We start from the raw sequence: 20,423 nt of genomic DNA, 5'->3' as shown, positions 1-20,423 counted from the left end.
CAACCCAGGCTCTCTCTCGTATCCTGTTCATGCATGCGACTCAGGCCCTTTCCCATCGCGCCCGAAGTCTCCGCGCCATGACCGCGCCGGAGGATTTCAACGCCTGCATCGCGCGGATCGCCGCCGATCAAGACCGGGACGCCTTCGCCACCCTGTTCAGTCACTACGCCCCCCGGGTGAAGGCGCTTCTGATGCGTAGCGGATCCCCCCCGTCCACGGCCGAGGAGTTGGCGCAGGAGACCTTGCTGTCGGTATGGCGCAAGGCGCACCTCTTCGATCCCTCGCGCGCCTCGGCCGCGGCCTGGATCTTCACCATCGCGCGCAATCTCAGGATCGACGGCCTTCGCCGCGCCGATCGCGCCGTCTATGCCGAGGACTTCGCTCCGGACGACGAAGATCCGCCTCAGCCCGATGCGATCGTGAACGGCCTGCAGGAAGCCAAACGCGTGAGGGCCGCGATAAGGACCCTCAACCCCGACCAAGCCCAGGCGATCGAGATGGCCTTCTTCCACGAGCAAACCCACACGCAGATTTCCCAGGCCCTGGGTGTGCCGCTCGGAACCGTCAAGGCGCGTATCCGGTTCGGGATGATGAAGCTTCGCGCCTTCATCGAGCGTGACGCGGGAGGCGCGGCATGAGCCTTCGACGCCAACCTAGCGAGGAGCGCCTCCTGGCCTACGCCGCCGGCACGCTGAGCGTTCCGGAATCCGTCGTGGTGGCGACCCATCTGGCGCTGCGTCCGCAGACCCGGGCCTGGACCGACCTTGGCGAAGCGATCGGCGGCGCCATTCTGGAAGAGGCCGAGCCCATCGCGCTCGACGGCCAGGCTCTCGATGCGACCCTGGCGCTGCTCGACGCGCCTGCGTCCTCGGGCGAACCGGCGGTTCCGAAAGGGGCCGACGCGTCGCTACCGGCGCCGTTGCGTCACTTCCCCCTCGGGCCGTGGCGCTGGCTGGGCCCGGGCGTCCATGTCCGCGACGTGCTGGGGCCGCGCGACGGCGACTGCCGGGTCATCCTGCTACGGATCGCGCCCGGCCAGTGCGCGCCGCGCCACACCCATGGCGGCGTCGAACTGACCTGTGTCATCAACGGCGCCTACGCCACCGAGGACGGCGTGTTCTCGCCCGGCGACTTCGAAGAAGCCGATCCCAGCGTGACCCATCAGCCGCGCGTCGTCTCTGCTGAACCCTGCCTGTGCGTGGCGGCGCTGGACGGCCAGATCAGGCTACCCGGCAAACTAGGCCGACTGCTGGCGCCGTTCGTTCGTCTTTGAAGCGCTAGCCCAGGGCCGCCGCCCCCTGAACGCCCGGGACGGGCGCGGCTCCTTTATATCGTCCTTATGCCGGCGCTCCCCTTCAGCATGGAGCCCTTACGCGACTTCATGGTCCCTGGCCTCCGACACAAAAGGAGGCCTCGATGGCTGATCTTCTCTATGGCGCGCTGGCCTTGAGCCTGTTCGCGCTGTTCGGCGCGTTCGTCGCCGCGCTGAGGCGCGTTTGACCGTGTTCGTAAGCGTGCTTTGGGCAGGCGGAGCGATCCTGATCGCCGGCTACATGGTCGCGGCGATGCTGCGTCCCGACAAGTTCTGACGGAACTCTCCAAATGATATGGCAAGGATGGGCGGAGATCGCCCTTACCCTGAGCCTGGCGGTCGCCATCGGCTGGCCGCTGGGCGTTTTCATGGCGCGCGTCTGGAATGGCGAGCGCACCTTCCTCGACCCGGTGATGCGTCCCGTCGAGGGCCTGTTCTACGCCGCCTGCGGCGTCGATCCGAAGAAGAGCCAGAGCTGGCACGCCTACGCCCTGGCGTTGCTGGCCTTCAACCTGATCGGGTTCTTCTTCGTCTACGCGGTGCTGCGCCTGCAGGGCGTGCTGCCGCTGAACCCGCAGGGCTTCCCGGGCCTGTCGGGGCACCTGTCGTTCAACACGGCGATCAGCTTCGTCACCAACACCAACTGGCAGAGCTATGGGGGCGAGACCACCATGTCGACGCTCAGCCAGATGTTGGTGCTGACGGTGCAGAACTTCGTCTCGGCCGCCACCGGCGCGACCGTGGCCGCCGCCCTGGCTCGGGCGTTCGTGGCCAATCGGGGCGAAGGCGTCGGCAACTTCTGGGCCGACCTGGTCCGCACCACGCTCTACGTGCTGCTGCCGCTGGCCTTCGTCGTCGCCGTTCTGCTGGTGGCCCTGGGCCTGCCCCAGACCCTGTCGGCCGGCGTCACCGCCCATACGCTGGAGGGCGCCGAGCAGAAGATCTCGCTCTACGCCGTGGCGTCGCAGGAAGCGATCAAGATGCTGGGCATCAACGGCGGCGGGATCTTCAACGTCAACTCGGCGCATCCGTTTGAAAATCCGACGCCGCTGACCAACCTGATCACGGCCGTCTCGATCAACACCCTGGGCTGGGCCGCCTTCTTCGCCTTCGGCCGCATGGTCTTGGCCAAGAAGGACATCCGCGCCCTGGTCATCGCCGCCTTCGTGCTGCTGTTCGCCGGCGCGGCCGGCGTCTACGCCACAGAGACGCAAAGCCCCCCGGCCCAGGTCGCCGCCAAGGTCGACACGTCGGTGAACATGGAGGGCAAGGAAGTCCGCTTCGGCGCGCCGGCCACCGCCGCCTGGGTCGCCATGACCACCGGCGCCTCGAACGGCTCGGTCAACGGCATGCACTCCAGCCTGATGCCCCTGGGCGGCGGCGTCGCCATGTTCCTGATGCAGCTGGGCGAGATCCTGCCGGGTGGCATCGGTTCGGGCGTCGCCATCATGATCGTCATGGCCCTGCTGTCGGTGTTCGTCGCCGGCCTGATGGTCGGCCGGACGCCCGAATATCTGGGCAAGAAGGTCGAGGCGCGCGAGATCCAGTTCTCGATCCTGGCGGTGGTGATCATCCCGCTGTCGATGCTGGGCTTCTCGGGGATAGCGGCCGTGCTGCCCGAAGCGCTGAAGGGGCTGATGCATAGCGGACCGCACGGCCTGTCCGAGATCCTCTACGCCTACGTCTCGGGCACGGCCAACAATGGTTCGGCCTTCGCCGGGTTGACCGCCAACGCCCCTTGGTGGGACGTCACGCTGGGGATCGCCATGGCGCTCGGCCGCTTCCTGCCGATCATCGCCGTCCTGGCCATCGCCGGCAGCCTGGCGTCCAAGCCCAAGCTGGCCCCCACCGCTGGCACGCTGCCGACCGATGGCGGCCTCTTCGTCGGCCTCCTGATCGGGGTGATCCTGATCCTGGGCGGCCTGCAATTCTTCCCCGCGATGGCGCTGGGACCGATCGTCGAGCACTTCCAGGCGCTCGGCGCGGTCGCGGCCCTCCGCTGAGTGGTGATCCCATGACCTCTATAGACATCCATGCCGGCGAAGGCCGCCGCAAGGCTTCGGCCCTGGCCGGCGGCCTCTCCGGCGCCGTCCTGGCCCGGGCGGCCAAGGACGCCTTTCTCAAGCTCGATCCGCGCAAGCTGACCGGCAATCCGGTGATCTTCGCCACCTGGGTGGTGGCGTTGCTGGCGAGCGTCTCGGCGGTCGCGGCCGTCGCGGCGCACCAGGCCGCCGGCTTCGCGATCCAGGTCGCCGTCTGGCTGTGGGCCACGGTGCTTTTCGCCAATCTGGCCGAGAGCGTCGCCGAGGGCCGCGGCAAGGCGGCGGCCGACAGCCTGCGCGCCACGCGCGTGACCACCAAGGCCAAGCTGATCATCGATCCCAAGTCGGGAACCTACATCCCGACCCCGGCCCACAAGCTGGGCGTCGGCGAGGTGATCCTGGTCGAGGCCGGCGAGGTGATCCCGACCGACGGGGAGATCATCGAAGGCATGGCCAGTGTCAACGAGGCGGCCATCACTGGCGAGAGCGCCCCGGTGATCCGCGAGAGCGGCGGCGACCGCTCCGCCGTCACCGGAGGCACCACGGTCGTCTCCGACTGGATCAAGGTGCGGGTCACCGCCGAGGCGGGCTCGACCTTCCTCGACCGGATGATCGCCATGGTCGAGGGCGCGGATCGTCGCAAGACGCCGAACGAGATCGCCCTGGCCGTGCTGCTGGCCGGGCTCACCTTGATTTTCCTGATCGCGGTCGTGACGCTGCTGGGCCTGGGCAAGTTCTCCGGCGTCGCCCTCGACCCGCTGGTGCTCGGCGCGCTGTTCATCACCCTCATTCCCACGACGATCGGCGGGCTGCTCAGCGCCGTCGGCATCGCTGGCATGGACCGCCTGCTGAAGGTCAACGTCCTGGCCACCTCGGGCCGGGCGGTCGAGGCCGCCGGCGACGTCGACACCCTGCTGTTGGACAAGACCGGCACCATCACCTTCGGCAACCGTATGGCCACCGAGGTGATCCCGGCCCCTGGCGTGCGGCCCGACGCAGCCTTGAAGGCCGCGCTGATGGCCTCGCTGGCCGACGAGACGCCGGAGGGGCGCTCGATCGTCGAGCTGGCGCGCAACGGCGGCCTGACCGTCGAGCCGCCGGAGGGCGCCACCGCCATCCCGTTCACCGCCCAGACCCGCCAGTCGGGCCTCGACCACGCGGGCCGCTCGTGGCGCAAGGGCGCGGTCGACGCCGTCTACCGTTCGCTGGCGCTGGATCCCAAGAGCATAGCGGCCGAGGTCTCCGCCGCCGTGGACCGTATCGCCCGCTCCGGCGGCACGCCGCTAGCCGTCAGCGAGGATGGTATGCTGGTCGGCGTCATCCATCTGAAGGACGTGGTCAAGCCCGGCGTGAAGGAGCGCTTCGCGGACCTGCGCCGCATGGGGCTGCGCACCGTGATGATCACCGGCGACAACCCGGTGACCGCCGCGGCCATCGCCTCCGAAGCCGGCGTCGACGACTTCCTGGCCGAGGCCACGCCCGAGGACAAGCTGCGTCTTATCCGCGAGGAACAGGGCAAGGGCCGCCTGGTGGCTATGTGCGGCGACGGCGCCAACGACGCCCCCGCCCTCGCCCAGGCCGACGTCGGCGTGGCCATGCAGACCGGCGCCCAGGCCGCGCGCGAGGCCGGCAACATGGTCGATCTCGACAGCGACCCGACCAAGGTCATCGAGATCGTGGAGGTCGGAAAGCAGATGCTGATCACCCGCGGCGCCCTGACGACCTTCTCGATCGCCAACGACGTGGCCAAGTATTTCGCCATCATCCCGGCGATGTTCGTGGCGTCGCTGCCGGCGTTGGGCGCCATGAACGTCATGCGGTTGCACAGCCCGGAAAGCGCCATCCTGTCGGCGGTGATCTTCAACGCCCTGGTGATCGTCGCCCTGATCCCGCTGGCCCTGAAGGGCGTCAAGTACCGCGCCGTCGGCGCCGGCAAGCTGCTGTCACGCAACCTGACCCTCTACGGGATCGGCGGGCTGATCGCCCCCTTCGTCGGCATCAAGCTGATCGACCTCGTGGTCTCGGCCCTCGGCCTGGCCTAAACAACGGCTATCGGAGAGTCTTCCGTCATGCTTTCACACACTCAAACCCCGTTTTGGCGCCCCGCCTTCGTCTCGATGGGCCTGTTCACCGTCCTGCTGGGCCTGGCCTATCCGATGGCGGTCACTGGGATCGCCCAGGCGGCGTTCCCGGCCCAGGCCAACGGCAGCCTGGTCCGCGACGCGAGCGGTCAGGTGATCGGCTCGGCCTTGATCGGCCAGGCCTTCGCCCGGCCCGAGTACTTCCACGGTCGTCCCTCGGCGGCCGGGAACGGCTACGACGCCGGCGCGTCCAGCGGCTCGAACATGGGCCCGCTGAACGACAAGCTGATCGACCGCGAGAAGACCGACGCCGCCGCGCTGCGGGCCGAGAACCCCGGCGCGCCCATTCCGGCGGACGCCGTCACCACGTCGGCCTCCGGCCTGGATCCCGACATCTCGCCGGCCAATGCGCGCTTCCAGGCGCCGCGCGTGGCCAAGGCGCGAGGCGTGGCCCAGGCCGCCGTCCTGGCCGTGGTGGAGACCGAGGTCCAGCAGCCGTTGCTGGGCTTCATCGGTCAGCCGCGGGTCAATGTGCTGGCGCTCAACCGGGCGCTGGACTCCCGCTTCCCAAAGGGCGGCTAGTTTGGTTTCAGAAGAACCCAAGCGGCCCGATCCCGAGGCGCTCCTGGCCGCCGCCAACAAGGCGCGCCGGGGGCGCCTCAAGGTGTTTCTGGGCATGGCGCCGGGCGTGGGCAAGACCTACGAGATGCTGCGCGCCGCCCGGCGCCGGAAGGCCGAGGGCGCGGACGTCCTGATCGGCGTGGTCGAGACCCACGGCCGGCGCGAGACCGAGAGTCTCTTGCGTGGCATGGACGTTCTGCCCCGCAAGCCGATCGAACACGGCGGCCGCGTCCAGATGGAATTCGACATCGACGCGGCCCTGGCGCGCAGGCCGAAGATCCTGCTGGTCGACGAATACGCCCACTCCAACGCGATCGGCTCGCGGCACCCCAAGCGGTGGCAGGACGTCGAGGAACTGCTGGCCGCCGGCGTCGACGTCTGGACGACGCTGAACGTCCAGCACCTGGAAAGCCTGGTCGACGTCGTTCAGCGGATCACGAGCGTTCGCCAGCGCGAGACCGTTCCCGACAGCGCCCTCTCCCGCGCCGACGACATCGAGCTGGTCGACATCACGCCGGACGAACTGCGCGAGCGGATGGCGGCGGGCAAGGTCTATGTCCCCGAGACGGCGCGCCTGGCGGCCGACAACTTCTTCAAGGTCGAGAACCTTACCGCGCTGCGCGAACTGGCCCTGCGCCGCGCGGCCCAGACGGTCGACGACCAGCTCGTCGCCACCATGCGCGAAAAGGGCGTCGAAGGCCCCTGGGCGGCGGGCGAACGGATCCTGGTCCTGGTCGGCGGCGACGCGATGGCGGCGACCCTGGTGCGGGCCGGCCGGCGTCTTTCGGACATGATGATGGACGCCCCCTGGACCGTCGCGCATGTCGAGCGGACCGACCGCCCGCTGACCGGAGAAGGCGACACGGCAAGGCTGCGGGAGGCCTACCGCCTGGCCGGACAGCTCGGTGGCGCGACAGTGGCCCTGACAGGTGGGGACATCGTCGCGACGGTGATGGCCTATGCGCGCCGCAACAACGTCACCCAGATCGTCATCGGTAAGTCGATCGAGAATCGCTGGCGCGAGATCACGGGAAGGTCCCTGGCGTCGGCCCTGCTGCGCGAGGCCCGCGGGGAAGCGGTCCATGTCGTCACGGGCGTGGCCCACGAACGCCAGGCCGCGTCTCGCAAGGTAAGCGGCGCGGTTCGCTGGCGCGGCTATGCGGTCGGCGCCCTGTTCATCGCCGCCGCGACCCTCGTCGCCTGGGGACTGGACGTCACCTTTGACCGCGCCGATCTCGGAATGATCTTCCTGGCCGCCGTGTTGGCGGCGGGCGTCCTGCACGGCCTGCGCCCAGCCCTCGCCGCCGCGACCGTGGCCTTCTTAGTCTACAACTATCTGTTCCTCGAACCACGCTACAGCCTGGCCATCGGGGCGCCGACGGACTTCATCACCCTGATCGTGTTCTGGGCCGTGGCCCTGGCGTCGGGCGGCTTGGCCGGACGCGTGCGGGACCAGGCCCTGGGCTCTCAACGCCGCGCCGCCGCCGTGACGACCCTGCTCGCCGCCAGCCGCACCCTGTCGGCGGCCACCGGCCGGGGCGCCGTGGCCCGGGCCCTCGCCGAACAGGTCTCGGCCGCCGCCGGCGGGCGCGCCCTGGTCCTGTTGCCCGAGGGCGACGAGATCGCGCCGGCCTTCGGTTCGCCCAGCCTCGAGTCCCTGGACGCCGCCCAGATGGCCGCCGCGCGCTGGGCCTGGGAGAAGGGAGAGCCGGCCGGCTCCGGCACCGGCACCCTGCCCCAGGCGCGCTGGACCTTCTGGCCGCTGGACGGGGTGCGCGCCCGCACCGGCGTGGCCGGTGTCGAGGCGGGCCTCGCCCCGCCCGGCTCCGACCTCGAGCGCCTGGTGCTGGCTCTGCTGGAACAGGGCGCGGTGGCGTTGGAGCGGTCGCAACTGGCCTCCGAGGCTGTCGAGGCCGAGACCCTGCGCCGCGCCGACCGCTTCCGCTCGGCGCTGATGAACTCGGTCAGCCACGACCTGCGCACGCCGCTGTCGACGGTGCTGGGCGCCTCGACGACTTTGATCGAGTACGGCGACAAGCTGGCCAAGCCGGTGCGCGAGGACCTGGTCGTCAGCATCCGCGAGGAGGCCGAGCGCCTGAACCGCTATGTCGCCAACCTGCTGGACATGACCCGCATCGAAGGCGGCGCCCTGCGGCTGCGCACCGATTGGATCGACGCGCGGAACGTGCTCAACGCCGCCGCCGCGCGCGTGGCGCGCCGCTTGGGCGGCCGAACCCTGTCGCGCGACTACCCGCAGGCGCTGTCGCTGATCCAGGCCGACGCCAGCCTGCTGGAGCAAGTGGTGGTCAACGTGCTGGAGAACGCCATCGCCTACAGCCCGCCGGGGGCGCGCATCGAGATGGCCGCTTACGAGGACCGCGCGAACGTCGTGATCAGCATCGAGGACGAGGGGCGCGGAATCCCGCCGTCCGAGCTGGAGCGGGTGTTCGACAAGTTCCGGCGCATGGAAGAACCCAGCGACCGCAGTCAGGGCGCGGGCCTTGGCCTGTCGATCGCCAAGGGGTTCATCGACGCCCTGGGCGGCCGCATCGCCGCCGCCAGCCCGATCCACGACGGCAAGGGAACGCGGATCCTGATCAGCCTGCCAAAGGCGGTGGCGACTCCGCATCATCTGCTATGACAGCGCCATGAGCGCGCTTCGCCACCGCATTCTCGTCATCGACGACGAACCGCAGATCCACCGCTTCCTGGGCCCCGCCCTCGACGCGGCCGGTTATGAGGCCCTACGCGCCGACAGCGGCCAGGAGGGCCTTCGCGGCATCGCTCTGTGGTCGCCGGACGCCGTGGTCCTCGACCTGGGCCTGCCCGACATGGACGGTAAGGACGTGCTGGAGAAGGCGCGGGCCTTCTACGAGGGGCCGATCCTGATCCTCTCGGCACGTGATCGCGAGGTCGAGAAGATCGAAGCCCTCGACCGAGGGGCCAACGACTATGTCGAAAAGCCGTTCGGCGTCGGCGAGCTGCTGGCCAGGCTTCGGGCGGCGTTACGGCTGTCGGGCGCCCCGCGGCGACCGGCCGGACCGCTTTCGTTCGGCGACGTCGTCATCGACCTGGACCGACGACTGGTCACCAAGGCCGACGAGGCCGTGAAACTGTCGCCGAAGGAGTTCGAGCTGCTGACCCGCCTCGCCTTGTCTCCCGGCAAGGTGCTCACCCACAAGGAGCTCCTGACCGGCGTCTGGGGCGCCGCTCATGCCCAGGACACCCAATATCTGCGCGTGTTCGTCGGCCAGCTACGTCAGAAGCTGGAGCGCGATCCCAGCCGACCCACGCTGATCCTGACCGAGCCGGGCGTGGGCTATCGGCTCTTGGGCTAGGGCGCCAGATCGCCTTCACGGGACCGATCTCGCCAATCCTCAACGCACCCCGAACACCAGGACGCGCTGCGCCTGGTCCGTCGCGAAGTTATCGTCGGCCAGCAGCACGAGCGTCCGCTTTCCACCGAGCTCCCGTCCCCAGGTCATGGCCTCGAGATTGACCGCACCGCCGGGGACGTGATCGAAGTTGACGAGCAGCCGCTTGGCCAATGTGCGCGGCGTCGCGCCGAGCAGACTCCGGCGTCCGGCGATGTCCTGCCCCGTGGCGAGGTCGACGAGATAGAGGCGGCAATGAAAGGCGAACCGCCCAGGCTCGCCCTCGACTCCAGAGCGTTCCAACACCAGCAGCCGGCGGTCGTCGACGGCCAGGATTTCACTGACCCCATTGTCGCCCCTGTGCAGGGCGGCGGCCTGAACCGGGTCGAGGCGATAGGCGTATTGCGCCATCACGCGACCGGACCGATCAAGGCGCGTGATCCGGGTGACGCCGCCTTGTGCGACGGTGCTGACCGCCCCGTCCTCGACCAGCGGCGCTTCCATCGCCAGCCACAGCCACCGTCCGCCCGGTGAGAAACTGACGCCCTCGAAGGTCTGGTTGGGCCGAGCTCCCTCGGCCTTCGCCGGATCGAAGCGGAAGGCGGGCGGGGTTGAAATGGTCCCGCGCCACGCGCCGGCGCGATTCATGCGCCGCAACGAGGGGTCAAAACCGCGCGCGGCGTCGCCCTCGCTCGTCCAGACCAGTTCGCTCGTCCGCGGATCAATGCGCAGAGCCTCGGCGTCGACCCGTTCGCCGGACGGGCTCCGGCTTCCGGCGAAGGTCGAGCCGTCCGGTTGGCGCAAGGGGACTTGGCCGGTGAGCCGCAGCCCCTTCACGCCATGCGCGTCGTAGTCCAGCCGCCCCACGAAAAACCGCGCCGGCGCCTTGTCCGAGCGATCGTCGGAAATCATCAGCCAATCGCCGGTCCGCCTGTCGTAGTCGACGCCCGAAACACCGCCGAGCGGCGCGCCGTCGACCGTAAGGTCCTTGGGCAGGTCGAGCGTCCCGATCAGCTTCAGGCTCAGCGCCAGACCAAGCAGCGCGCCGAGGCTCATGTCAGGATGCGCACGGAATCGCGGGCGATCAGCTCGACGTTGAACACCACGCGTCGGCGCGGCTCACTTCGGGCGCTCATGCGGCGGATCAGGGTCTCGACGGCGGCGGCGGCCATGTCCTCGACCGGCATGTCGATCGTGGTCAGGGCCGGCATGTGCAGCTGCGCCCAGGGAATGTCGTCGAACCCGACCACCGAGACGTCACCCGGAACTGAAAGACCCATCGACCGGATGTGGCGCATGGCCCCGATGGCGATCAGGTCAGCGCCGGCGATCACCGCCGTGGCGGTCCGGCGCTCCAGGGCCTCGGCGACGGCCGGCTCCAGGTCCAGCGAGAAGGCGTTGTGGACGTGCCACGTCAGGTTGGCCCTTTCGCGAATGGCGGCGATCGCCCCCTCGGCCCGCTGGCGGGCGCTGGAGGCGGCATGGGGACCCGAGATCACCCCGATGTTCACATGGCCCGCCGCGATCAGGTGCTCGGCGGCCAGCCGCCCCCCCTCCACATAGTCGGCCTGGATGACGTCGTAGCCCGGCAGGTTGCGATCCAGGACGACTGTAGGCACGCCCTCGATCAGCTTGCCGACCGGGCCGTCGTCGGCGATCGGAAACCAGATCACTCCATCGACTCCGTGGTCGATCAGGAGGCTGACCGCGCGCTGCTCGGCCTCGGCCGAGCCCTCGGTGTCAGTCAGGAAGACGCTGTAGCCGTGAGCCCGCGCGGCCTGGATCACCCCCTGGGCAAGGCTGGGGAAGAACGGGTTGGTCAGGTCCGGCAGGATCAGGCCGATCGCCCCGGTCTTGCCGGTCTTCATGGCCTTGGCGCTCTGATTGGGCCGATAGCCCAGCTCGGCGGCGACCTTGAGGATGTGCTCGCGCGTCGCCTCCCCCACCGAGCCGGCCCCGTTGATCGCGTAGGAGGCGCTGGCCAGCGACACGCCGGCGGCCTTGGCGACCTCCTTGAGCGTGGCCCTGCGGGGTGGATCGATCGGCGGCGGTTCGCTCTTGGCCATGCTCTGGATTCCGTTGCTCGCCCTGGAGGTGAAAGCTTTCAGGGCGAGCGTCAAGAACGGGGTTCTAGAACCTCGCTCGCACCGAGACGGTGTAGGTGCGCGGCATGCCGACGAAGTAGCGGTCCAAGGTGCGATTGTTCGGCGTCGCCGCCGTGTAGCCGAACTCCGGCTGGGTGGCGGTCGAGCCGCTGACCGCGCCGATGTACTCCTCGTCGAACAGGTTATCGACGTTGAACTGGAACCGCAGGTCCGGCCCCCCAGCCCGCTTCAGGTCATAGGTCGCCGCCAGCCCCACCAGGGTGTAGCCGTCGATCATTTCGACGCCGATTTCCTGGAAGGTGGTGGGCGCCACGATGTGGCCGCCGACGCGGTCGCCGACATAACGGACGTTGGCGTCGATCTTCAGCCCGGTCAGCGGCTTCCAGCCGATCTGGCCGAAGAAGCTGTTCTTGGGAATGTCGCGCACGCCCGCCCCGCCGATCACGGCGACGGCGGCCAGGGCCTTGCGCGCGGCGCTGCCAACGGCCGGATTGTCGTGCTTGGCGTCCTGGCGCGAATACGAGCCGTAGAAATCGACCAAGCCGAAGTCGTAGTAGCCGGTCAGCTCCATGCCCTTGGTCTTGATCCCGGCGATGTTGACAGCCTTGGTCGCGACGTTGCCGCGCACGACCTCGTCGGGATCAAGGGCGGCCGTCGGGTCGCGCGGCACGATGCCGACGTTGTTCTTGAGATCGACGTCATAGGCCTGGATCGAGAAGGCCATGTTCGGCTTCACGAAGCGCAGACCCAGGTCCAGGTTCTCGGTCTCGACCGGGTCGAGGTCCTTGGGGCTGATCACCGCGGTCGAGCCTAGGAAGGCGTCCTCGGGAATGCCGGCGAAGTTCTTGGCGTAGCCGCCGAACAGCTCCCAGTCCTGGGTGAGCTGGTAGGTCGCGCCAACCTTCGGATTGATGTCCGAATGCTGCGAGAACTTGACGTTGGCCTTGTACTCCAGCGGCGACTTGGCGTCGTACTTCACGTCGTACCAGGTCAGGCCCAGATCGACCTTCAGCTTGTCGTTCAGGGCCCGGAACTCGTCCTGGGCGTACAGCATGGTGGTCTCGACCGAGGCCGAGCGCTCGTACTCGACATAGTTCAGCTTGGCGCGGTCGTAGGCGATGCTCTGGGCCGAGCTGAGGATCGGGTAGAAGTTGCGTTTCTCCGTGGAGTCGCCACCTTCCCACCAGCCGCCGAAGCGCAAGGATTGCCCGCCGAAGCGCGCCTTGAGCTCGCCGGTCACGCCATAGCGATCACGGTCGCGCGGCGTGACCCGCATGTCGGCCGGACCGCCGACCACATTGCTGTTGCGCAGGGTGGTCAGGGTCGGACGCACCGCCCCGCCATTGGCGTTGTAGCCGCTCACCGCGCGCGGATCGCCACCCGTCAGGATGCGCTGGCGATCCTGGTAGCGGAACGACTCGCCCTTGAGGTTCTGGTAGTAGGGATTGACGTCGAGGCTGAGCGTGTCGCCGAGCACGAAGTGGCTATTGGCGTAGCCCAGCCAGTCCTTGCGCCAACCGCCCAGGGCTCCGCCGAAGTCGACGTCCTTGGCCGGAATCCCGGTGATGGCGTCCAGAGCCCGGTCGCTGCGCGGCGACGCCTTGAACTCGCCCTTGGTGACGATGTTGAAGTCGTTGTCGGTCTGGTCGTTGTACGAGACGCGGCCCTTCACGAACGAGCCGTTGTCGAAGTTCTTGACGACCTTCAGCTCGTAGTGGTCGCGCTCGCTGCCCCGGCTCTTGCGCCCCGCCCAGATGTCGTTCTCCTGGTGCGAATAGGTCAGGTAGCCCGAAAGGCCCGGCGCGATCTCACCGCTGTCGATCCGGCCGTAGATCCGGCGGAAGTCGAACGAGCCGACGCCGGCCTCGACCGTGCCCCCGAAGTCCTTGCGCGGCGCGTCGGTGACGAAGTCGATGAAGCCGCCCAGGGCGAAGCGCGACGGCGCGCCGATGTCGCCCGCGCTCTGCGAGACGGTGATCTTGCCGATATTGCTGCTCTCGATGAACCGCTGCGGCGGCGAGCCGCCGTTGAAGCGGCTGTCGCCGGTCGGGATGCCGTCCAGCGTCAGGCCGATCTGCTCGTCGCCCAGGCCGCGCATGTAGATCTCGAACGAGAAGCTGCCGCCACGCGCGTCGCCGGTCGAGACCTGGACGCCCGGAACCTTGATTAGAGCCTGGGTGATCTCCGCGCCCAGCGGACGTTCCTGGATGTCCTCGGCGCCGATCGTGAAGGTCGCGCGGGCCAGGCCCGAGCCAAACCGCTCGGCGGTGACCACGACCTCGTCGATGGTGTCGGCGGTCGGCGCCGTCTGTTGCGCCATGGCGGGCGCGGCCATCACCAGGCACAACGCGCTCGAAGCCAGCCAGATGGACGTCTTCATGTTCAAAGCCCCCTTCAAGTCCGCCTCGGCGGATGTCGGCACTATTTAGTGAAACGTTTCATATTCAAGTTCAATGACAATTTCATCACAGGCGGCGAGACCCGATGTGGCGCCATTTCGTGCACCACCCTTTGCTATCGTGTGGGTTTTTCGAGCGTTCGCCCCACTGCGCTCGACCGCGAGCGGCATTCTACCGATGGCGTCCGACCTCGGATTACGCGACTTTCCTTGAAACGTTTCACTCTATAGAGTCGACGAACTCGGGGTCGGAGGGGACATGCCGGACAACGAAACCGCGCGGGCGCTGCTGGGCGTCGTCGTGTTCCTGGCGCTGGGTTGGCTGCTGTCGGAGAACCGGCGCGCCCTGCCCTGGCGGCCCGTACTGATCGGCCTCTCCTGTCAGCTCGCCCTGGCCCTGCTGCTGACCAAGGTCCCGGCGATCACAGCCGCCTTCGCCGCCGCCACCCACGTGGTCGACGCCCTGCAGGCCGCGTCCAGGGCCGGCTCCAGCTTCATGTTCGGCTATCTCGGGGGCGGCCGCGCGCCGTTCAGCATCGAGGATCCGGGCGCGGCCTTCATCTTCGCCTTCCAGGCCCTGCCGGCCATCCTGCTGGTCGGGGCGCTGTCGGCCCTCTTGTGGCACTGGAGGGTGCTGATCTGGATCGTCCGCGCGGCGGCTTGGGCGTTTGGCAAGCTGTTCGGCGTCAGCGGTCCGGTCGGGGTCTCCACCTCGGCCTGCGTGTTCTTGGGGATGGTCGAGGCGCCGCTGCTGGTGAAGCCGTTCCTGCCGCGCCTGACCCGCGCCGAGATCTTCATCATCATGGTCGACGGCCTGTCGGTGATCGGTGGTTCGATGATGATCGTGCTGGGCTCGCTGATCTCGGCCAAGGTGCCGGGCGCCTTCAGCCACCTCCTGATCGCTTCGCTGATCAGCACGCCCATGGCGATCGGCATGGCGAGATTGATCATTCCCGGTGATGCGCCCTCCTCGGCGCATGAGCCGATCGTGCTGGCCAGCCCCTATCGCAGCAGCCTGGAGGCCCTGACCTTCGGCACGCTGGACGCGGTGAAGATGGTGGCGAACATCGCCGGCCTGCTGATCGTCTTCGTCGGCTTGATCGCCCTGATCAACATGGGGCTGGGCTCTCTTCCGCATGCTGGAGCGCCGCTGACGCTCGGTGCGATCCTCGGCTGGCTGCTGACGCCGATCGTCTGGCTGACCGGGGCGCCGCTCTCGGACCTGCAGACCGTCGGCGCGATTCTCGGAACCAAGGTCGCCGCCAACGAGGTGGTGGCCTACAGCGACATGATGGCCCTGCCTCCCGGCGCGCTCACGCCCAAGAGCCTGCTGATCCTGACCTACGCGCTCGGCAGCTTCGGCAATGTCGGCAGCGTCGCGATCCTGATCGGCAGCCTGTCGTCGATGGCCCCCGACAAGGTCGGCGAGGTCGTCGAACTGGGCTTCAAGGCCCTGGCGGCGGCGTTCCTGACCATCTGCATGACCGCGACGATCATGGGGCTGATCGGAGGGTGACGCCATTTCGCCCGCCGCTGTAAGACATGGCCGCGGGCGGCGACTAACTAGGGCATGGGCGATCCGATCCCTTCTTCTTCGAAAACCCCGCAGGACGAGCGCTACGCCCGCGTCGCGGCCGCCTTTGGTCCGGCGCTGGAGCGCCTGGCGCGCGCCTCCGAGGCCAATCCCGAGCAGCGACGGGACCTGCTGCAGGAGATCCACATCGCGCTCTGGCGCAGCTTCGCGCGGTTCGACGACCGCTGCTCGGAGCGGACCTGGATGTATCGCGTGGCCCACAACGTGGCCGCCTCGCACGCCCGCCGCGCGCGGCAAGGCAAGCTTCTGACCCTCGACGAACTGGAAGCCTTCGCCGATCCGGGCCAGCCCGATCCCGAGTTGCAGGTCGCCGAGCGCCATGCCGTGGCGCGGCTGACGACACTGGTCCAGACCCTGGCCGCGCCCGACCGACAGATCGTGCTGCTCTATCTGGAAGGCCTGGAGGCGCGGGCTATCGGCGAGATCTGCGGCCTGTCGGCGGGGGCCGTGGCCACCAAGCTCTCGCGCCTCAAGACCGTTCTCGTCCACCGCATCAACCAGGGAGGTCCCGATGACCGGTGATCCCTCCGACGACCTTGGGGCTCTGTGGCGAGCCCAACCCACGGAGCATGAGCCGATGACCCTGGCCGAGATCCACCAGCGGGCGCGAACGATGCAGCGCAAGGTCCGCCGCCGTAACCTGACCGAATACGTCGCCGGAGTCCTCGTGATCCTGGGCTTCGCGCCAGTGCTGCTGCACAAAAGCAGTTGGATGATGCAGGGCGGCGCGGCGCTGATCATCGTCGCGACGGTCATGGTGCTGCGCCACCTGCACAGGATGGCTTCGGCGCGGGCCGTGCCGGAGGGTGGCGCGCCGATCGTCGACTTCCACCGCCAGGAGTTGATCCGTCAGCGCGACGCCTTGCGCACGGTCGGCCGCTGGTACCTGGCGCCGTTCGTCCCTGGCCTGGCCTTGGTGATCGCAGGCCGGTGGTTCCAGGCGCACACACGCGGACGCTCGATCGAGACCGACCACCTGATCATTCTCGTCACCAGCGCGGTGATGGCCCTGTTCTTCGTCCTTGTCTGGGCGCTGAACCAGTGGGGCGCCAAGCGGTTGCAGAAGCGGATCGACGAGTTGGACCCGCTCTAGGCCCCGTCATCGCCTACCCTTCAGCAGCGTTCCCGCCGCCGCGATCCCGGCCTCCGCCGCCACGCGGGATGAGCCGCCATGGATCAAGGCGGCCAGGGCCGCTCCCGCGAAGGTGTCGCCCGCGCCGGTGGCGTCGTCGACGGCCAGGGCGACGACTGGAAGCTGAAACGCCTCCCCCGCCCCCTCGACCCTCACGCCTCCCCCGCCGCGCGTCTCGAACAGCAGCTGCCCGGCCGGCGCCGGGTCCTCTCGGCCCGCCTCCAGCCAGGCGCGCTCGCCGGCGTTGCAAAACACGACATCGGCCCGCCGCGACAGTCGCGCCACCAGGTCCGGCGGGAAGCAGGCAGGGTCGTCCTTGGCGATCCAGACCAGCCGGGTCGACGGCAAGACCGCGTCCAGCAGCTCGCGCAGGATCTCGGGCGGTCCGGCGGCGGCGACCAACCATGAAGTCCCAAGAACCAGACGGCGCTGGCCCTCGGTCAGGAGGGCCGCCCCCGGCCGCAGCAGGCAACCGTAGGTCCCGTCGGCGTTGTAGATCAGCAGGCAACGGGTCGAGGACGCGCCGGCCATGGTCGCCACTCCCTCCAGCGAAACACCCGCCTGACGGCAGGCCTCCCGATAGGTCTCGCCATCACCATCATCGCCGATCCAAGCCAGGGGCGCGGCCGCGACGCCCGCACGGGCCAGGGCGGCGCCGGCGAACAGCGCCGCGCCGCCCGCGCGGGGCCAGGCATCCTCCGCGCCCTGGCGCATCAGCAGCGTGCCGCGCCCTGTGAAGTCGCCCTCGACCCGCGCCACGTAGTCGATCGTCGCAAAGCCCGCGACCACCACCGCCACCATGCCGAAAACTCCTCTGCTCGCTCGCTTGACTGAAACGTTTCACTTGTTAGTTTGCAAGGACAATTCGCTCTCGGATCGCGCCATGCAACCGCCTTGTTTCATCGCCTTCACGGGCGTCGATCACCCCGACCTCCTGCCGGGCATGCTGCGCCTGTCGAGCCGCTATCCGATCGAGTGGGGCCTGCTGGTCGACCCGGCGCAGGAGGACAAGGCGCTGTTTCCCAACGCCATAACCCGCACCGCCCTGCTGGCCGCGCGCGAGCTGCGCTGGGCCGCCCATGTCTGCGGCGCGGCGGCTAGAGCGATCGTGGCCGATCCGATGACCGCGCCCCTCGCCCCCGGCGGAGTTCAGCGCGTGCAGATCAATCACGGCTTCCAGGGCAGCGACGCTACCCAAGCCGCCGCCGCCCGCGACTATAGCCGACGCCTGGGCGTGCGGGCGGTGTTGCAGAGCCAGGGTGACTTTCCGGCCGAGACTGGCGTCGACTGGCTGTTCGACGTCTCGTTCGGCACGGGCGCCCGCCCCGATCGCTGGCCAGCCCCGCCCGCCGCCGACGGTCCGTTCGGCGGCTATTCCGGCGGCATCGGTCCCGACACGGTCGGTGACATCCTGGCTCGCATCGCCGCGCCCGAAGGCGCGCTCTACTGGATCGACATGGAGTCAGGCGTACGCACCGACGGCTTCTTCGACCTGGCCAAGTGCGAGGCGGTCTGCCGCGCGGTCTACGGATGAGCGCCTCGCCTAGGCTGGTGATCCTCGACACCGACCCTGGCGTCGACGACGCCCTGGCTCTGCTCTATTTGCGCGCTCGCCCTGACCTGCGACTGGTGGCGATCACGACGGTGTTCGGCAACGCCGACGTCGAGACCACCACCCGCAACGCGCTCTGGCTGCGCGCCCGATTGGGCCTCTCCGCCCCCATTCATCGCGGCGCCGCCACGCCGCTGAGCCGTCCGCGCGGACCTTCGCCGGTTCACGTACATGGCGACAACGGCCTGGGCGACATCGATCTCTCCGGCCTGGACCTGGCGCCGCCCGACAACGGCGAGGCCCACGAGCGAATCATCGAGATCGTCCGCGCCAACCCGGGCGCCGTCACCCTGGTCGCGATTGGCCCGCTGACCAACCTCGCGCTGGCCCTACGCGCCGCGCCCGACATCGCCGACCTGGTCGCCGGCGTGACGATCATGGGCGGAGCCTTCGAACGCGGCAACATCACTCCATACGCCGAGGCCAACGTCCACAACGATCCAGAAGCCGCCGCCGAGGTCCTGGCCGCGCCCTGGCCGCTGACCCTTGTCCCGCTGGACGCGACGAGGCCGTGCGTGCTTTCGAGCGCACAGGCCTTCGCCGCCGGCGACTTCGTCCGTGAGGTCACGCGTGGATATGCGGCCGCCTATGCGCGCCACGAAGGCCTGAACGGCTGCGTGCTGCACGACGTCGCCGCCCTTATCAGCCTGACCCGCCCTCAGCTGTTCGCATCTCGCCGCGCGCCGGTAGCGGTGACGACGCACGGCGAGCGCGCCGGCCAAACGGTCTGGGCCCTCGAGGGAACCCCGGTTGGGATCCTGATCGAGGCCGACGGGCCGGGCCTGGTCGAGCACTTCCTGCGAACGATCGCACCCTAGGGAGCAAGGGTCAGATAGATCGGGTTGCCGATCAGCAGCAGGCGGCCAGCGGCGTCGCGGACATTGACCCGCACCCAGCTGGCGCGCGCGGGCATCTGGATCGAGAACTCGCCCGTCGCCGAGATCGCCGGCTTCGTCGTGGTCCCGTCCTGGACGACTTCGAGACCCGAGAGATCGACGTCCGCGACCTTGGCCGCGAAGGCCACGGTCTCGCCTGGCTTGACCGCCAAGGCGCCGCCCATCACGGCGCTGCGCCCGTCGACCGTCGCCGAGAGGTCCAGCATGCGGTCGCGGGTCCCGTCCAGATCGATGAACACCCGGCCGGCGCGGAGCCCAGCCAAGATAGCCTCGCTCGACAGTCCTTCGGCATGGATCACGGTCGCGGGACGACCAACGGCCGATGGCTTGTCGTGGGCGATGCTGGCGTCGTGGTTATCGCTCCCGCCGATGGCGGTGATCCGGCGGCCTTGGTTCAGCTGCGTCTCCCAGAAAGGAACGCCCGACAGGATCCCCTCGAAGCCGCCCAGGGCCTTTTCGTTGCCGCCGTTGGCCACCTCGATGGCCTGGACGGCGTCATAGTCGGTGTCCTTGGCGGTCCAGCCGCACCCCATGCATTGCTCGCCCGAAGGCACGGCCGGGTGATTGATCGAGAAGACCCCGCCGGCCGCCTTCACCGCCCGTTGCAGGCTCTGGATGGTCGGCACGGCTTTCGAGCCGAGGCGAAAATCGATGAAGGCCGGGGGTCCAAAGACGTTGGCGTGGCCCTGGAAGGTCGTGACTTCACGGCCGGTCATCAGCAGCAGGTCCGGGAACGACGGCTGCAGTTCGGTCAGCGCCTCGGCCTGACTGGTGGTGTTGTGGTCGGTCACCGCGATGAAGTCGAGGCCGGCGGCCTGAGCGGCCAGGACGGTGCGGTAGACGGGACACGGCGCGCGTGGGGCCTCTCCGGTCGCGCAGCCGCCATCGCTGTGGGCGGTGTGCATGTGAAGATCGCCGCGATACCAGCCCGGCGACGTCCCCTTGGGCAAGATCGCGGGCGTCGCCGCGGCTCCACGTTGGAACCAGATCCTGGCCTCGTAGGTCGCCCGCGAGTTTGGCCGCGCATTGGGCACGCCCAGGAGCAGGGTCCATTTCCCACCGGGCAGCGGGCCCGGGAGATAGCTGGGAGTCGCCGCCTCGGTGGAGACGAAGAAGCTCTTCTTGTTCCCGCCGCTCCAGCCTCGAAAGCGGACGGGGTCCAGCAGGCCAAGATCGACGACGGTCCGGTTTTCGCGTCCGGTATAGTCGAAGGCCACCGTCAGCCGCGTGACGCCCGACGGCACGGCGAAGGTCAC

General features: G+C 68.8%; 17 protein-coding genes. 12 read left to right on the top strand and 5 right to left on the bottom strand.

The annotated features are described in order from the left end of the window. Positions 1-77: 77 nt before the first annotated feature. The 7 genes from VJ655_RS20485 (at position 78) to VJ655_RS20455 (ending at position 9,394) form a co-directional block, all read left to right on the top strand. Positions 78-638, top strand: a complete 561-nt coding sequence (locus tag VJ655_RS20485) for a sigma-70 family RNA polymerase sigma factor (RefSeq protein ID WP_324114366.1) — start codon at positions 78-80, stop codon at positions 636-638. After that, positions 635-1,273 carry a ChrR family anti-sigma-E factor gene (locus VJ655_RS20480; RefSeq protein WP_324114364.1) on the top strand — a complete coding sequence of 213 codons (639 nt, stop codon included), beginning with the start codon at positions 635-637 and terminating at the stop codon, positions 1,271-1,273. The genes VJ655_RS20485 and VJ655_RS20480 overlap by 4 nt, the downstream gene beginning before the upstream one ends. A 329-nt stretch (positions 1,274-1,602) precedes the next feature. Beyond that, positions 1,603-3,315 (top strand): potassium-transporting ATPase subunit KdpA, encoded by a 1,713-nt coding sequence (kdpA, locus tag VJ655_RS20475; RefSeq protein ID WP_324114362.1) that lies wholly within the window; start codon positions 1,603-1,605, stop codon positions 3,313-3,315. A gap of 11 nt (positions 3,316-3,326) precedes the next feature. Further along, the gene (kdpB, locus tag VJ655_RS20470) at positions 3,327-5,396 is read left to right on the top strand and encodes a potassium-transporting ATPase subunit KdpB (protein WP_324114360.1); all 2,070 of its coding nucleotides are present in this window, start codon (positions 3,327-3,329) and stop codon (positions 5,394-5,396) included. 27 nt (positions 5,397-5,423) lie between these two features. Then, a complete protein-coding gene (kdpC, locus tag VJ655_RS20465; RefSeq protein WP_324114358.1) occupies positions 5,424-6,017 on the top strand; it encodes a potassium-transporting ATPase subunit KdpC in 594 nt (197 codons plus the stop codon). A 1-nt stretch (position 6,018) separates the two neighbouring features. After that, positions 6,019-8,697 carry a sensor histidine kinase KdpD gene (locus tag VJ655_RS20460; RefSeq protein ID WP_324114356.1) on the top strand — a complete coding sequence of 893 codons (2,679 nt, stop codon included), beginning with the start codon at positions 6,019-6,021 and terminating at the stop codon, positions 8,695-8,697. Positions 8,698-8,704: 7 nt separating this feature from the next. After that, positions 8,705-9,394 carry a winged helix-turn-helix domain-containing protein gene (locus tag VJ655_RS20455; protein WP_324114354.1) on the top strand — a complete coding sequence of 230 codons (690 nt, stop codon included), beginning with the start codon at positions 8,705-8,707 and terminating at the stop codon, positions 9,392-9,394. 39 nt (positions 9,395-9,433) lie between these two features. On the opposite strand, the gene VJ655_RS20450 is transcribed toward VJ655_RS20455, so the two are convergent. From VJ655_RS20450 to VJ655_RS20440, 3 genes are all read right to left on the bottom strand, one after another. Further along, entirely contained in the window at positions 9,434-10,486 is a 1,053-nt protein-coding gene (locus tag VJ655_RS20450) for an esterase-like activity of phytase family protein (protein WP_324114352.1), read from the bottom strand. Further along, positions 10,483-11,496, bottom strand: coding sequence for a LacI family DNA-binding transcriptional regulator (locus VJ655_RS20445; RefSeq protein ID WP_324114350.1), 1,014 nt, complete (start codon positions 11,494-11,496; stop codon positions 10,483-10,485). Before VJ655_RS20445 ends, VJ655_RS20450 begins: the two co-directional genes overlap by 4 nt. Positions 11,497-11,560: 64 nt before the next feature. Continuing rightward, entirely contained in the window at positions 11,561-13,915 is a 2,355-nt protein-coding gene (locus VJ655_RS20440; protein WP_324114348.1) for a TonB-dependent receptor, read from the bottom strand. 277 nt (positions 13,916-14,192) lie between these two features. Here VJ655_RS20440 and VJ655_RS20435 point away from each other — a divergent pair, with 277 nt between their 5' ends. The 3 genes from VJ655_RS20435 to VJ655_RS20425 are packed head-to-tail and all read left to right on the top strand — an operon-like array spanning position 14,193 to position 16,620. Further along, positions 14,193-15,449 (top strand): NupC/NupG family nucleoside CNT transporter, encoded by a 1,257-nt coding sequence (locus VJ655_RS20435; protein ID WP_324114346.1) that lies wholly within the window; start codon positions 14,193-14,195, stop codon positions 15,447-15,449. 54 nt (positions 15,450-15,503) lie between these two features. Beyond that, positions 15,504-16,049, top strand: a complete 546-nt coding sequence (locus VJ655_RS20430) for a sigma-70 family RNA polymerase sigma factor (protein WP_324114344.1) — start codon at positions 15,504-15,506, stop codon at positions 16,047-16,049. Then, positions 16,039-16,620 carry a hypothetical protein gene (locus VJ655_RS20425; RefSeq protein WP_324114342.1) on the top strand — a complete coding sequence of 194 codons (582 nt, stop codon included), beginning with the start codon at positions 16,039-16,041 and terminating at the stop codon, positions 16,618-16,620. The genes VJ655_RS20430 and VJ655_RS20425 overlap by 11 nt, the downstream gene beginning before the upstream one ends. Positions 16,621-16,626: 6 nt before the next feature. Here VJ655_RS20425 and VJ655_RS20420 read toward each other — a convergent pair whose 3' ends face one another. Then, on the bottom strand, positions 16,627-17,460 hold the full coding sequence (locus tag VJ655_RS20420) for a carbohydrate kinase family protein (RefSeq protein WP_324114340.1): 834 nt from the start codon (positions 17,458-17,460) through the stop codon (positions 16,627-16,629). Between the two features lie 82 nt (positions 17,461-17,542). Here VJ655_RS20420 and VJ655_RS20415 point away from each other — a divergent pair, with 82 nt between their 5' ends. Beyond that, complete coding sequence (locus VJ655_RS20415) at positions 17,543-18,193, top strand: phosphoribosylanthranilate isomerase (RefSeq protein ID WP_324114338.1); 651 nt, start codon at positions 17,543-17,545, stop codon at positions 18,191-18,193. Next, the gene (locus VJ655_RS20410; protein WP_324114336.1) at positions 18,190-19,089 is read left to right on the top strand and encodes a nucleoside hydrolase; all 900 of its coding nucleotides are present in this window, start codon (positions 18,190-18,192) and stop codon (positions 19,087-19,089) included. Before VJ655_RS20415 ends, VJ655_RS20410 begins: the two co-directional genes overlap by 4 nt. Here the strand turns inward: VJ655_RS20410 and VJ655_RS20405 are convergent. Further along, a partial coding sequence (locus VJ655_RS20405) for a CehA/McbA family metallohydrolase (RefSeq protein ID WP_324114334.1) occupies positions 19,086-20,423 on the bottom strand: 1,338 nt, incomplete at its 5' end. The two genes, VJ655_RS20410 and VJ655_RS20405, sit on opposite strands and share 4 nt — an antisense overlap.

Source organism: Caulobacter sp. (genome assembly GCF_035254145.1).
In the GTDB taxonomy this organism is placed as follows: Bacteria; Pseudomonadota; Alphaproteobacteria; order Caulobacterales; family Caulobacteraceae; genus Caulobacter.
This window is presented reverse-complemented; position numbering and strand designations above follow the sequence as displayed.

What these genes read in the sequence shown, in the direction of transcription:
- VJ655_RS20445 (WP_324114350.1), bottom strand. Translation starts at nt 11,496, where the DNA reads ATGGCCAAGAGCGAACCGCCGCCGATCGATCCACCCCGCAGGGCCACG.
- VJ655_RS20450 (WP_324114352.1), bottom strand. Translation starts at nt 10,486, where the DNA reads ATGAGCCTCGGCGCGCTGCTTGGTCTGGCGCTGAGCCTGAAGCTGATC.
- VJ655_RS20480 (WP_324114364.1), top strand. Translation starts at nt 635, where the DNA reads ATGAGCCTTCGACGCCAACCTAGCGAGGAGCGCCTCCTGGCCTACGCC.
- VJ655_RS20410 (WP_324114336.1), top strand. Translation starts at nt 18,190, where the DNA reads ATGAGCGCCTCGCCTAGGCTGGTGATCCTCGACACCGACCCTGGCGTC.
- VJ655_RS20485 (WP_324114366.1), top strand. Translation starts at nt 78, where the DNA reads ATGACCGCGCCGGAGGATTTCAACGCCTGCATCGCGCGGATCGCCGCC.
- VJ655_RS20430 (WP_324114344.1), top strand. Translation starts at nt 15,504, where the DNA reads ATGGGCGATCCGATCCCTTCTTCTTCGAAAACCCCGCAGGACGAGCGC.
- VJ655_RS20415 (WP_324114338.1), top strand. Translation starts at nt 17,543, where the DNA reads ATGCAACCGCCTTGTTTCATCGCCTTCACGGGCGTCGATCACCCCGAC.
- VJ655_RS20420 (WP_324114340.1), bottom strand. Translation starts at nt 17,460, where the DNA reads ATGGTGGCGGTGGTGGTCGCGGGCTTTGCGACGATCGACTACGTGGCG.
- VJ655_RS20455 (WP_324114354.1), top strand. Translation starts at nt 8,705, where the DNA reads ATGAGCGCGCTTCGCCACCGCATTCTCGTCATCGACGACGAACCGCAG.
- kdpB (WP_324114360.1), top strand. Translation starts at nt 3,327, where the DNA reads ATGACCTCTATAGACATCCATGCCGGCGAAGGCCGCCGCAAGGCTTCG.
- VJ655_RS20425 (WP_324114342.1), top strand. Translation starts at nt 16,039, where the DNA reads ATGACCGGTGATCCCTCCGACGACCTTGGGGCTCTGTGGCGAGCCCAA.
- VJ655_RS20435 (WP_324114346.1), top strand. Translation starts at nt 14,193, where the DNA reads ATGCCGGACAACGAAACCGCGCGGGCGCTGCTGGGCGTCGTCGTGTTC.
- kdpA (WP_324114362.1), top strand. Translation starts at nt 1,603, where the DNA reads ATGATATGGCAAGGATGGGCGGAGATCGCCCTTACCCTGAGCCTGGCG.
- VJ655_RS20440 (WP_324114348.1), bottom strand. Translation starts at nt 13,915, where the DNA reads ATGAAGACGTCCATCTGGCTGGCTTCGAGCGCGTTGTGCCTGGTGATG.
- kdpC (WP_324114358.1), top strand. Translation starts at nt 5,424, where the DNA reads ATGCTTTCACACACTCAAACCCCGTTTTGGCGCCCCGCCTTCGTCTCG.